The organism is Pantoea sp. SM3, from assembly GCF_000963995.1.
Taxonomy (GTDB): domain Bacteria; phylum Pseudomonadota; class Gammaproteobacteria; order Enterobacterales; family Enterobacteriaceae; genus Pantoea; species Pantoea rwandensis_B.
The window spans coordinates 117,330-130,387 of record NZ_JZRD01000038.1 but is presented as its reverse complement, the minus strand read 5'-3'; the positions used below and the strand labels follow the sequence as shown (position 1 = coordinate 130,387).

12 protein-coding genes and 5 tRNA genes are annotated in these 13,058 nt (G+C 51.8%); 1 reads left to right on the top strand and 16 read right to left on the bottom strand.

Annotated elements, in window-relative coordinates; translation table 11 throughout:
• Positions 1-49: 49 nt before the first annotated feature.
• The 14 genes from gshA to tam form a co-directional block, all read right to left on the bottom strand.
• The gene (gshA, locus tag VI01_RS20300) at positions 50-1,654 is read right to left on the bottom strand and encodes a glutamate--cysteine ligase (protein WP_034822215.1); all 1,605 of its coding nucleotides are present in this window, start codon (positions 1,652-1,654) and stop codon (positions 50-52) included.
• A gap of 31 nt (positions 1,655-1,685) precedes the next feature.
• Complete coding sequence (locus VI01_RS20295; RefSeq protein ID WP_034822213.1) at positions 1,686-2,114, bottom strand: YqaA family protein; 429 nt, start codon at positions 2,112-2,114, stop codon at positions 1,686-1,688.
• Positions 2,111-2,677, bottom strand: a complete 567-nt coding sequence (gene yqaB, locus VI01_RS20290) for a fructose-1-phosphate/6-phosphogluconate phosphatase (RefSeq protein ID WP_045816443.1) — start codon at positions 2,675-2,677, stop codon at positions 2,111-2,113. The genes VI01_RS20295 and yqaB overlap by 4 nt, the downstream gene beginning before the upstream one ends.
• A 367-nt stretch (positions 2,678-3,044) precedes the next feature.
• Positions 3,045-3,121: transfer RNA gene (locus tag VI01_RS20285), tRNA-Arg, on the bottom strand.
• Positions 3,122-3,181: 60 nt separating this feature from the next.
• A tRNA-Arg gene (locus tag VI01_RS20280) sits at positions 3,182-3,258 on the bottom strand.
• A 58-nt stretch (positions 3,259-3,316) separates the two neighbouring features.
• Positions 3,317-3,393: transfer RNA gene (locus tag VI01_RS20275), tRNA-Arg, on the bottom strand.
• 85 nt (positions 3,394-3,478) lie between these two features.
• Positions 3,479-3,555: transfer RNA gene (locus tag VI01_RS20270), tRNA-Arg, on the bottom strand.
• 8 nt (positions 3,556-3,563) lie between these two features.
• Positions 3,564-3,656 (bottom strand) — tRNA-Ser (locus VI01_RS20265).
• 303 nt (positions 3,657-3,959) lie between these two features.
• Complete coding sequence (gene csrA / locus VI01_RS20260) at positions 3,960-4,145, bottom strand: carbon storage regulator CsrA (protein ID WP_004155916.1); 186 nt, start codon at positions 4,143-4,145, stop codon at positions 3,960-3,962.
• A 250-nt stretch (positions 4,146-4,395) separates the two neighbouring features.
• On the bottom strand, positions 4,396-7,023 hold the full coding sequence (alaS, locus tag VI01_RS20255) for an alanine--tRNA ligase (RefSeq protein ID WP_045816442.1): 2,628 nt from the start codon (positions 7,021-7,023) through the stop codon (positions 4,396-4,398).
• Between the two features lie 134 nt (positions 7,024-7,157).
• Positions 7,158-7,673 carry a regulatory protein RecX gene (locus tag VI01_RS20250; RefSeq protein WP_197079611.1) on the bottom strand — a complete coding sequence of 172 codons (516 nt, stop codon included), beginning with the start codon at positions 7,671-7,673 and terminating at the stop codon, positions 7,158-7,160.
• A 110-nt stretch (positions 7,674-7,783) separates the two neighbouring features.
• On the bottom strand, positions 7,784-8,854 hold the full coding sequence (gene recA / locus VI01_RS20245; protein ID WP_034822205.1) for a recombinase RecA: 1,071 nt from the start codon (positions 8,852-8,854) through the stop codon (positions 7,784-7,786).
• 94 nt (positions 8,855-8,948) lie between these two features.
• Positions 8,949-9,443 (bottom strand): nicotinamide-nucleotide amidase, encoded by a 495-nt coding sequence (gene pncC / locus VI01_RS20240; protein WP_045816441.1) that lies wholly within the window; start codon positions 9,441-9,443, stop codon positions 8,949-8,951.
• Positions 9,444-9,544: 101 nt separating this feature from the next.
• On the bottom strand, positions 9,545-10,321 hold the full coding sequence (gene tam / locus VI01_RS20235) for a trans-aconitate 2-methyltransferase (protein WP_045816440.1): 777 nt from the start codon (positions 10,319-10,321) through the stop codon (positions 9,545-9,547).
• A 167-nt stretch (positions 10,322-10,488) separates the two neighbouring features.
• On the opposite strand from tam, the gene VI01_RS20230 reads away from it, so the two are divergent.
• Positions 10,489-11,376, top strand: a complete 888-nt coding sequence (locus VI01_RS20230) for a dihydrodipicolinate synthase family protein (protein ID WP_045816439.1) — start codon at positions 10,489-10,491, stop codon at positions 11,374-11,376.
• Positions 11,377-11,409: 33 nt separating this feature from the next.
• Here the strand turns inward: VI01_RS20230 and VI01_RS20225 are convergent, their stop codons facing one another.
• Entirely contained in the window at positions 11,410-11,745 is a 336-nt protein-coding gene (locus VI01_RS20225) for a zinc ribbon domain-containing protein YjdM (protein ID WP_045816438.1), read from the bottom strand.
• An 86-nt stretch (positions 11,746-11,831) separates the two neighbouring features.
• Positions 11,832-12,914, bottom strand: coding sequence for a lytic murein transglycosylase B (mltB, locus tag VI01_RS20220; RefSeq protein ID WP_045816437.1), 1,083 nt, complete (start codon positions 12,912-12,914; stop codon positions 11,832-11,834).
• Between the last annotated feature and the right edge of the window lie 144 nt (positions 12,915-13,058).

Sequence of the window (13,058 nt, the reverse complement as noted above, 5' to 3'; positions counted from 1 at the left end):
TGACAACAGAGATGTTAATTTTGGCCACAATGATGTGGCCATTTTCTTTTTAGCCTTCGCGACCTGCCAGATAACTTTCGAAATCCAGCGTATCACTCTGTTCCAGCTTTTCCTGCGCCTGTACCGATTCCAACGCCTGACGGCTAAAGTCATCTTCGGTCAAAATCTCTAACGGCTCTTCACACAGCAGATGACGATACTGTTCAGCCAGTGCCACACCTGCGCCGGTTAAGCCATTTTCTTTGATGGCATGCAGAATACGCGCTGAATAGGTTAGCTCAGGATCATCAAACGATGCCACCAGTTGATCACAAACCTGTTGATATTGCGTGCTGCCATAATTGCTGTCGAGCACCTCGGCAACACGACGAAGATCGGCAAACAGGGCTTTACCCACATCAACCAGCGGATGTTCTGTATCGCTACAACCTACACCAATCACCTGGCCCGGCTTACGTCCTTCCATAACCACGCGGTTCCAGTTTTTACGGCTGCATAACAGCTCGTCAGAACTCATCTCAGGAGCATCCGCCAGAGTACACCAAATCAGGAACAGGTCGAGGAAACGCGCCTGATTGGCGTCCACGCCAATCGCAGAAAACGGGTTGATATCCAGAGAACGCACTTCGATGTACTCGATACCACCGCGTAACAATGCATCAGAAGGCGCTTCGCCCGAACGAGTCACACGTTTTGGACGAATAGGTGCATACAGTTCGTTTTCAATCTGCAACACGTTGGTGTTCAGTTGCAGCCAGTTGCCGTCTGCATCTTTGGTGCCCATGGCCGCATACTCTTCTGACGGCGTCTTGATCGCCGCTTTCAGCGCAGCAACGTAACCGTCGAGCGAGTTAAAAGTGATGCCCAAACCACTTTGCGACTTGTTGGTGTAGCCTAAATCACTGAGGCGCAGCGAAGTGGCATACGGCAGCCACAAGGTGCCTTTGCCGTCCGTTTCAAAGGGTAATTTGCTTTCACGTCCCTGCAGGAACGATGAACAGATCGCTGGAGATGCACCGAACAGATAAGGGATCACCCAACCAAAACGATAATAGTTGCGGATCAAACGCAGATATCCGGCAGAAATGGTCTCTTTGCCGCTTTCCGCATCTTTTACATCCGCCCACTCCTGCCAGAACGACAGTGGCAGCGAGAAGTTATAATGCACACCTGAGATAATCTGCATCAGTGCGCTGTAGCGATTTTTCAGTCCCTGCCGATAGAGGGTTTTCATCTTGCCGATGTTAGAGCTGCCATATTGCGCCAGCTCAATGCTATCAACATCTTCAACGTAACCCGGCATACTGAACGGCCACATGCGTTCCTGACCTAACTCTCGCGCAGTGTGGCGATGAATATCACGCAGGAAAGCCAGTGAACGATCAATGCTTTGATCGACAGGCGTAATGAACTCCAGCAGCGTTTCGGCAAAATCAGTGGTAATCCAACTGTGCTTCAGCGCTGAACCCAGGGATTCAGGATGTCCGGTGGTTGCCAGGTGACCATTTGGATTAACGCGCAAAGTCTCGCGTTCAATGCCACGGCCGATACCCTTCAACGCGTCGGGATGCGCTTCCAACCAGGAAAGCGCTTTTGATACGTCCGGGATCACATTAACCTCCCGCTGTGCGAATAATTTATTTTTGTTCAGCATAATGTTAACCGTAGCCTCGAATCTGTGCGAATCAATGCCACCATTGCATTGTTTGTAATGTGGCGGTCGCGATAACGATATAACGCAGCGTTTTACCGATGGCGAGGAACAGCACCGAGGGCAGCCAGGCAAAGCGCAACCAGCCTGCAAGCACGCAAAGCAGGTCGCCCACTACCGGCAGCCAGCTTAAAAGCAGCGCTGCAGGACCCAATCGATGTAACCACGTCATTGCTGTGTCATGCCATCGCCCCTGCCCTTTTGGCGGCATGAGGCGACCAAGAATAATGTTGGTCAGGCCACCCAGCGTGTTTCCCACTGATGCGGCCAATAACAATCCATAGATCGAACCCTTTTGGGCGATCAGTAAAGCAATCAGCACAGCCTCTGAACTTCCTGGAAGGAGAGTGGCACTCAGAAAGCTACTGCCGAATAACGATCCATAGGTCAGAATTTCATTCACAGTAAACGGACATCAACCACATCCATGCCCGCGGCTCGCGCCGCCTGAACACCAAAGTCAGCATCTTCAAATACCACACAGCGTTCAGGTGCCACGCCTATTAACTCGGCGCAGCGTAAAAAAGTATCAGGTTGGGGTTTATGGCGCTGCACATCATCCGCGCCGACAACGGCATCAAACAGATGATAGACACCCAAGGCTTCAAGCAGAGCCTTTGCCAGGCTATGTTCACTGCCGGTACCCACCGCCATGGGACGACGACCGTGATACGCTTTCACCACGTCCATTAACGGTAAAGGGCGTACATCATCCAGCAACATCGCCTTGAGCGCTTCGGTTTTCTCCGCGGCCAGCAAATGAGGATCATGCTCAGCATTGTTCTGCTCAAGAATGTACTGCGCCAGCTGCCAGGTGGGTGCGCCATTAAAACTCACCATTTTTTTCTCATCCATAGTGAAACCGTAACGGCTCAGCACCTGCTGCCAGGCTTTTCGATGTGTCGGCTCAGTATCCAGGATTGTGCCGTCCATATCGAAAATCAGGGCGTCATATTGGTCGTACATTGTCACTCCATCGAGCACCACAAAATGAGCCATTACTTTAGCGTAATGCGCTTAGGTTGTCGCCAGGTGTGCTTAACAGCAAATGCTTTGAAAGCATTAGCTATTTTTGTTTTCGGAAAAAGGTCAGGTAGCCATGCCGGGGATAAATTGCGGTTATATAAGTGGTTTTTGTGTGATGAAGAAAAATGGGAAGTAAATTCAGAAAGCGGACGTTGATTGTTTCGAACAGGAGATGGTGCATCCAGGAGGATTACTCGGCTTTCGCCTCGCCCTTCGGGCCGTTGCTGAAGCAACGTTATTCTCCTTAGTGCGGCCTGAACGTTTACCACGTCATGACACACTGAGGCACTTTCCCTATTCGAAAATATGGTGCATCCAGGAGGATTCGAACCTCCGACCGCTCGGTTCGTAGCCGAGTACTCTATCCAGCTGAGCTATGGATGCATTGGGGTATAACTGATGTTACGGATGAAACAGTTTGAGAATAGCATGAAGAAAACAGAATGGTGCATCCAGGAGGATTCGAACCTCCGACCGCTCGGTTCGTAGCCGAGTACTCTATCCAGCTGAGCTATGGATGCATTGAGAGATTTTCTTACGATGGACTTACTGCAATCAACCTGGGAATGATACGAAGAATGGTGCATCCAGGAGGATTCGAACCTCCGACCGCTCGGTTCGTAGCCGAGTACTCTATCCAGCTGAGCTATGGATGCATCGAGTTAATTCTTGTACAACGCAGGGTGCTGACAACTCACCATGAAAGGAACTGCTCGTTCACTCTTACTTCAGTTTTCCGAATGGTGCATCCAGGAGGATTCGAACCTCCGACCGCTCGGTTCGTAGCCGAGTACTCTATCCAGCTGAGCTATGGATGCATCGGAAATGGCGGTGAGGCGGGGATTCGAACCCCGGATGCAGCTTTTGACCGCATACTCCCTTAGCAGGGGAGCGCCTTCAGCCTCTCGGCCACCTCACCTTACGCGTTCTTCCGAACCGTGCTTCTGAACTTGTTTCTGCTCATCGGCACTGCGTGGCGCACATATTACTTTCCCGCACTTATAAGTCAAACAATTTTTCCCGACTTTTTCTGGATATCGTTCTGTTTGCACAAATGACGCGCAATTAGGATGTTTTGCCGACAAAAAGAGTGATTAATCAACAGCGAAAGCACGTTGCAGTTAACAAAATGGGAAGAAAGAAAATGAGGTTAAGGGCGGAAAAAATTAAGATGGGGGGATAAAAGCGGTAGCGCCTCGCAGGATGCGAGACGCTGAATCCGTTAGTAACTCGTTTGCTGAGTTTTTTCGGCCTGGATACGCTGATAGATTTCTTCGCGATGCACCGAAACTTCTTTAGGCGCATTGACGCCAATACGGACCTGGTTACCTTTAACACCCAGCACCGTTACAGTCACCTCATCGCCAATCATGAGGGTTTCACCAACTCGACGAGTTAGAATAAGCATTCTTTGCTCCTTGAAAGATTAAAAGAGTCGGGCCTGTTCGGTCTCCCGGCCATATCCATCATATAACGCTGAACAATGTCTATGACAAATACACCATTGTGCATCGCCACGCCAATACATTCTGCTGATAGTTAGTTTAGCCGAAATACACTACATCAACCGGACTTTGTCATTATCGGGTGCACACCGCGTTAAAAAGCGCCAGAACACGGGGGTTCTGGCGCTGCTCACGATGCTGAATTTTAATTCGTTACAGTCGGTTACTCACCCACTCCGACACGCCAGCCAGTGCGCCAGCCAGTGCCTCAGGGTTTGTACCACCCGCCTGTGCCATATCAGGACGACCGCCGCCTTTACCGCCAACCTGAGCGGCCAGTTCGCCGACCAGCTCACCCGCTTTGACGCGGTCAGTCAGGTCTTTAGTCACCCCAGCAATCAGGGAAACCTTACCTTCAGCAATAGTTGCCAGCACGATGATGGCCGAACCGAGCTGATTCTTCAGGTCATCCATCATGGTGCGCAGCATCTTCGGCTCAACGTTGTTAAGCTCGCTGACCAGCAGTTTGGTACCCTTCACGTCCACTGCTTTACTGCTCAGCGAGGCACTCTCTTGCGCCGCTTGCTGATCGCGTAGCTGCTGCAGTTCTTTTTCCAGCGCGCGAACATGATCAACCAGACCGCGTACTTTCTCATTCAGATTACTGCTGTTAGCTTTAACCACCTGCGCAATTTCAGTTATCTGATCGCTCTGCGCATGCAGCTGAGCCATTGCGCCTTCACCCGTCAACGCTTCAATACGACGCACACCTGCCGCCGTTCCGGATTCAGACTGAATGCGGAACAGGCCAATGTCGCCAGTGCGCGCTGCGTGCGTACCGCCGCACAGCTCAACGGAATATTCACCCATGCTGACCACGCGCACACGCTGTTCATACTTCTCACCGAACAACGCCGTTGCACCGCGCGCTTTCGCTTCATCCAGATCCATCACTTCAGTCTGGATGAGTAAATTGCGACGAATCTGGGTATTAACGATATCTTCAACGGTGCGAATCTGCTCTGGCTTCATCGCTTCGGTATGAGAAAAGTCGAAGCGCAGGTATTTATCGTTGTTGAGTGAGCCTTTCTGACCTACATGATCGCCCAATACTTCACGTAACGCTTCATGCATCAGATGTGTTGCGGAGTGGTTGAGAATAATACGCGCACGGCGCTCTTCATCCACTTGTGCATTGAGGCGGTCACCCACACGCAGCTCACCGCGGTTAAGCTTACCGATATGACCAAAGGCTTTGCCATACTTCTGAGTATCCTGGACGCTGAATTCAGCATTCTGCCCAGTCAGCACGCCGGTATCGCCCACCTGGCCACCTGACTCGCCATAGAATGGTGTTTGATCCAGAATCACTACCGCTTCCTGGCCAGCCGCGATCTGCTCAACTTGCTGACCGCCAACGAACAGCGCCTGCACGGTGCCTTCAGCCTGCAGCTGGTCATAACCTTTGAAGTCAGTGGCAGCATCAAAGCGAATCACGCTGTTGTAGTCCGCGCCAAAACCACTGGCCTCACGCGCACGCTGGCGCTGCTGTTCCATGGCTGTTTCGAAGCCCGCTTCATCAATCTTCAGATTGCGCTCGCGGCAGACGTCAGCCGTCAAATCGGCCGGGAAACCGAAGGTGTCATACAGACGGAAGACCGTTTCGCCATCCAGCGTATCACCTTGCAGATTGGCCAACTCTTCATCCAGCAATGCCAGGCCGCGTTCCAGCGTTTTGGCAAATTGCTCTTCTTCATTTTTCAGCGTGTTTTCAACATGCTTCTGCTGGCGTTTCAGATCTTCACCGGCATCACCCATGACGTCGATCAATGGCGCAACCAGTTTGTAGAAGAAGGCTTCTTTAGCTCCCAACATATTGCCATGACGCACTGCACGACGAATGATACGGCGCAGCACGTAGCCACGGTTTTCATTCGATGGGATGACGCCATCAGCGATCAGGAATGCACAGGAACGGATGTGGTCAGCAATCACGCGCAACGATTTATTGTTGAGATCGGTTGCACCTGTGACCTGAGCCACAGCCTTGATCAGTTTGGCAAACAGATCGATTTCATAGTTGGAGTTAACATGCTGCAGTACCGCGGCGATACGCTCCAGACCCATACCGGTGTCAACAGACGGCTTCGGTAGAGGCTCCATGGTGCCGTCAGCCTGACGGTTGAACTGCATGAAAACGATGTTCCAGATCTCAATATAGCGATCGCCATCTTCTTCCGGGCTACCCGGCGGGCCACCCCAGATATGGTCGCCGTGATCGTAGAAAATTTCGGTGCACGGACCACAAGGGCCGGTATCACCCATCTGCCAGAAGTTGTCAGACGCGTAAGCGCTGCCTTTGTTATCGCCGATGCGAATAATACGTTCGCGCGGCACGCCGACATCGTTAGCCCAGATTTCGAAGGCTTCATCATCGGTTTCATAAACGGTGACCCACAGACGCTCTTTCGGCAGCTTGAACCACTGCTCACCCGTCAGCAGTTCCCAGGCATAAGCAATCGCTTCTTTCTTGAAGTAGTCGCCAAAGCTGAAATTACCCAGCATTTCAAAGAAGGTGTGGTGACGAGCGGTGTAACCCACGTTCTCAAGATCGTTGTGCTTACCACCGGCGCGCACACAACGTTGAGACGTAGTTGCGCGTGCATAATCGCGTTTATCCTGACCGAGGAAAACGTCTTTAAACTGCACCATTCCCGCATTGGTAAACAGCAACGTTGGGTCGTTGTTCGGTACGAGGGAGCTGCTGGCTACAACCTGATGTCCCTTGCTATGAAAAAAGTCGAGAAACGCTTGACGGATCTCAGCAGTGCTCTTGCTCATATAATTCCTGGAATCACGCTAACGAACGTTCCCTTTCGCGGGCAAACCACATCTGCAGGTTTACCGCTGATTGAGGAACAAAAAGTGGGAATAAGATAAATTTTCTTCAGTGGGAAGTAAAATCCCATCGCCTTTCAGTCGTCAATATTTCTAAAAACTGCCTGAATATCTTCCATCATAAAGCCTTTAGCCATTAAAAAGCGCTGTACCTTGCTTTTCTCAGCCCAGGTTTGCGGCAGAGGATCACCAAACTTACGCTTAGCCAAATCGGCCGCGCATTGGCTCCAGTCCACTTCAGTATCCATCATCGCCTGATTGATCTCATCGCGGCTGATGCCCTTCTGCTGTAATTCCATGCGCACGCGCTGTGAGCCGTAACCTTTACGTGCGCGACTTTGGATAAAGCGTTCGGTGAAGCGCTGATCGTTGAGCCAGCCACTCTCCTGGCACCAGTCGAGCACCTTTTCCAGCAGCTCATCCGGTATCGGCACATTTTCTTCTTGCTTCAGATAAGCTGCACGCTGAGAAGAGAGTTGCAGCTTGCGTTTCAATTCGTCACGACTGTGGTCTCGCTGCGATAAGACACGCATGGCACGATCCAGCAAACGGGAAAATGTCGGCACCGAAGCCGTTGAAGGTGATGATGACATGAATTTGACCTTGTTCTGACTGTTGCGCAGGGTAAAGCAAGAAAACGATCAGGGGAAGTGTTGACGGGGAAAAGCAAACGGGAGCATCGCTGCTCCCGTAGGGGTAAATCTTAGAAATCTTCGTTGGTTTCGCTAGCTTCTTCGTAGTCATCAGCAGAAATTTCTGCTGCACCCGCTCCAGCCGTTGCACCCGTCAGCAGCAGATCGCGTAACTTCTTATCGATCTCGTTAGCAATCGCTGGGTTCTCTTTCAGGAAGTTGGTCGAGTTCGCTTTACCTTGACCAATCTTTTCACCGTTGTAGCTGTACCACGCACCGGCTTTCTCAACCAGTTTGTGTTTCACGCCGAGATCCACCAGCTCGCCAAAGGTGTTGATGCCTTCACCGTACATAATCTGGAATTCAGCCTGCTTAAATGGCGCAGCGATTTTGTTCTTCACCACTTTTACGCGGGTTTCGCTACCGACCACTTCATCGCCCTCTTTAATCGCACCGATACGGCGGATATCAAGACGAACAGAAGCATAGAATTTCAGCGCGTTACCACCGGTGGTGGTTTCTGGGTTACCGAACATCACACCAATTTTCATACGAATCTGGTTGATGAAGATCAGCAGCGTGTTGGACTGCTTCAGGTTACCCGCTAACTTACGCATCGCCTGGCTCATCATACGTGCGGCCAGACCCATGTGCGAATCACCGATTTCACCTTCGATTTCCGCTTTCGGCGTCAGTGCCGCAACGGAGTCAACGATGATCACATCAACGGCACCGGAGCGTGCTAACGCATCACAAATCTCCAGCGCTTGCTCACCGGTGTCCGGCTGCGAACACAGCAGATTGTCGATATCAACGCCGAGTTTTTTGGCATACACCGGATCAAGCGCATGTTCAGCATCAATAAAGGCACAGGTTTTACCTTTACGCTGTGCAGCGGCAATCACCTGCAGCGTCAGCGTGGTTTTACCGGAAGATTCTGGTCCGTAGATCTCAACGATACGCCCCATCGGCAAGCCACCAGCCCCCAACGCGATATCCAGTGACAGTGAACCGGTTGAGATGGTTTCTACGTCCATTGAGCGGTCTTCACCCAGGCGCATGATCGAGCCTTTGCCAAATTGTTTCTCAATCTGGCCCAGCGCGGCAGCTAAAGCTTTCTGTTTGTTCTCGTCAATCGCCATTTCCACTCCTAATCATGCTGGGTAAGCCGACATCATTGTGTGCCTGCTCGTTCTGTTGCCGGTAATTATACTGTATGACCATACAGTATCAAGTTTAATTTGTCAGAAATTCATCAAGCAGTGTTTGCAGCGCCCAGCTGACGGATTGCCGACGCACCGCGTCACGGTCTCCGGCAAAGATCTGCCGCTGCGCCAGAACACGATCGCCAGGTCCGGCAATGGCAAACCATACGGTACCCACTGGCTTTTCTGCTGAACCGCCATCTGGCCCCGCAATCCCGCTCACAGCAATGCCAAACTCAGCGGCGGCGGCATTGCAGGCACCTTGAGCCATCTCACGCACAGTTTGCTCACTGACCGCGCCATACTGCGCCAGAGTCGCAGCCTGCACGCCCACCATCTGCTGTTTGGCTTCGTTGCTGTAGGTCACAAAACCCCGCTCAAACCAGGCAGAGCTGCCACTGACATCGGTAAACACTTTGGCAATCCAGCCACCGGTGCAGGATTCCGCCGCGGTCACCGTTGCCTTGCGTTTCTTCAGCTGTTCACCAATACGCTGGCTGAGCTGCTGCAACTGTTGGTCGTTCATCGCCTTCTCCTGTTTTGGCGCTGCGCGTTAGACATAAATGGTGCAACAGAGCGCCCTTTTCAACCTCTGTCACACCATTTTGCGTGCGCGCTTCCACGATACTAATGCGTTCTCACTGCCACCATAAATAAACGCGGGAAAGCCAGCAAAACCTGACCATTGCTGCGTGGGGGATAAGCCGGCATTAATGCATGATGATAGTCATGCAGAAAATCGGCCTGTTGCTGTTCAGTCAATCCGGCGAGGAAGGGACGCAAGCCCGTGGCACGGAGCCAGGTAATGATGGCCTGCGCATCGGCCATCGGGTGATAGTACGTGGTACGCCAGATATCCACCTGACAGCCTGCATCACTCAGCAAATCATAATATTGTTCCGTGCTTAGCAGGCGTTTGCGATCGGCGGCCTGTGGCGAGATATGTGCCTGCCAGCGTTCACTGGCCGCCACTTTACGCATCAAGCTGTGAGAGGCTTCATCAAGATTGTCCGGCATCTGTATCGCCAGAGCGCCACCGATATCCAGCTGTTCAACCAAATGCGGCAGCAGCGTGTGATGATCGGTTAACCACTGCAGCGAAGCATTCGCATAGATGACCTGCTGTGGCTGGTTAGCCTGCCAAGTACGAATATCCGCCTGCAGAAAAGTGCAGGCAGGTAACCGCTCATGCGCTTGTTCCAGCATGGCTGCAGAGCTATCGATGCCTGTAATCACCGCGTCTGGCCACGCTTGCGCCAGCAGCTCAGTACTGTTGCCGGGACCGCATCCGAGGTCAGTCGCGAAATGCACGTCGGTTAGTGGAATACGTTCTAATAGTTCACGCGCAGGGCGCGTGCGTTCCGATTCAAATTGACGATACAGCTGTGGATTCCAGTCTTGCATGGCAACGCTCCTGTCTGGCTGAAGAGCATCACACTACCTGTTTTCTCAATCGCTAAGCGAAGAGAAAAGTGCGATGTCTCACCTTTTTACCCTTTGTCACTGGTTAATGTCAGTCACGAGCACTAAGTTAAAACAACGTTTCATTTTTAAAAATTAAGGATCGCGTTATGGCTGCACAACCTGAATTAACCGGCGTCTGGTGTCCTTCAGTTACCCCTTTCGATCAACATAATAAGCTCGATATTGATGCGCTGGGCCGCCACTTTGCGCGCCTGAACGCCTCGGGGATTGATACGCTGTTGTTGATGGGCAGTATCGGGGAGTTTGCTTCGCTGACCCAACAGGAACGGCTGATGCTGATTCGCGAAGCTCGTCAGCTTTCGCCACTGAACATGGTCGCGAATATCTCAAGTACCTGTGTTCCCGACATGTTGCAGCTCGCTGAAGCCGCCTGGGAAAATGGTTATGACGCCGTGATGGTTTTGCCGCCTTACTACTATGGGCAAACGCAGAAACAGCTGTTGAGCTACTTTAAAGCACTGGATAAACAGTTAGGTGGCAAGTGGTTTGCCTACAACTTTCCGGCGCGCACCGGCTGCGATTTAACGCCGGCATTGGTGGCAGAATTAGCCGCTGAACTGCCGCAATTTATCGGCATTAAAGACACCATGGATTGTCTTTCACACAATCGAGCCCTGATTGAAGAAACCAAAAAGGTTCGCCCTGATTTCACCGTACTTTCAGGGTATGACGAATATCTTCTGCCCAATTTGCTGGCAGGCGGTGCCGGGGTGATTTCCGGATTAAACAACATCGTACCGGAGTTGTTTGCCGAGGCGATGCACGCATGGCGAGCGGGAGAGTTAGCGCAGTTGGCACAGATTCAACAGCGTATTGGTAAGCTGATGGCGATTTACACCATCGGCGATGACTTTGTCACGACTATCAAAACCGCAGTGGCGCGCAAATATGATTCGATGAGCAGCCATTCACGTAATTATGGCGGTGAACTCACGATTGAGCAGTGCGCTGAGCTGGATCGTTTGCTGATGTGATCACAATAAGGGGCGGCCGGACAGCCGTCCTACTCAGTTCTTTTTCACAAACTCAGATTTGAGTTTCATCGGGCCAAAACCATCGATTTTGCAATCAATGTTGTGGTCGCCTTCAACCAGACGAATGCTTTTCACTTTGGTGCCAATCTTCAGGGTTGAAGAACTGCCTTTCACCTTGAGATCCTTGACCACGGTAACGCTGTCACCATCGGCCAGCAGATTGCCATTAGCATCCCGCACCACCAAACCCTCCGATGCTGCATTAGCACTCGGTGACCAGATATGGCCACAAGATGGGCAGTTCAGGTTCTCACCATCCTGCCAGGTATAATCAGCCTGACACACAGGGCAAGCAGGTAATGTTGTCATGAGCATTCCTCAGAAGTCGAAAGGCGGTGAAGATGGCACCGCAAAAGGGGCGCCATCTTATACCCTCACTCTTTATAAGGACAGCATTAAAGCATGTTGCCCTGACGCGCTTTCGCCACTGCCTGGCCCAACTGCCATACCGCCATGGCATAGTGTGTGCTGTGGTTATAACGCGTGATGACATAGAAGTTAGGCAGGCCATACCAATATTGATAACTGGTGCCAAGATCAAGGCGCAGCAGACTCGCCTGGTTATTACCGTCCAGCGATCCTTGGGGCGTCAGGCCGCTCGCCATCAGCGTATTCACCGGATAAAGCGTTTTAAAGCCATTTTCCAGCGCAGGAGCCTGCCCGCTTGCCGGTACGGCAACATTCTGCCCTGCCCGCCAGCCGTGCTCTTTAAAGTAATTTGCTACGCTGCCAATCGCATCCACAGGATCCCACAAGTTAATGTGGCCATCACCATTGAAGTCGACCGCATACTCTTTATAGGAAGACGGCATAAACTGGCCGTACCCCATTGCACCCGCAAAGGAACCGCGCAGATCCAGCGGATCATCCTGTTCAGTGCGCGCCATCAGCAGGAAGGTTTCCAGTTCGCTGCTGAAGTAGGCCGCGCGACGAGGATAGCTAAAGGATAAGGTGGCCAGCGCATCCAGTAGACGCGTTTTGCCCATCACCCGACCCCAACGTGTTTCCACGCCAATGATTCCGACGATGATCTCCGGCGGCACGCCATAAACCTGCTGAGCGCGTTGCAGAGCGTCCTGATATTGATCCCAAAATGCCACGCCATTTTGTACATTATCTGGCGTGATGAATTTATTGCGGTAGCGGATCCAGGCTCCGTTCGGCCCCGTCGGCGGCGTGTAGCTTGGCGCTTGTTGGTCCATCAGACGCAGCACGTAATCAAGACGCTTCGCCTGGCCGATCACCGCATGCAGTTGATCACGGTTAAAACCGTGTTTTGCCACCATTTGATCAATAAACTGCTCAGCCGCCGGATTCCCCGCGAAATCACCAAACATCGGCTGAACGGCGTGTGAAGGCTCCAGTAAGAAACCACCTTTTGGTGCAGGCACAACGGCGGTTTGTTGCTGGGTTGCAGGCTTACTGCTGCAGGCAGCAAGCAAGGCAATAAGTGGAAGAAAAGCAACCTTAAAACGCATTAGATATCCATAAGCCAGATGAAACCGGAAGCCAACATGGTAATCGTTCATCAAAGCGGGATACAGAGCAATATCTTAAATTTACGCCGCTTTTCCCTGGTTTTAGTGGGTTGCAGCGAAAATTTGCGGAACAGCTCCACACTT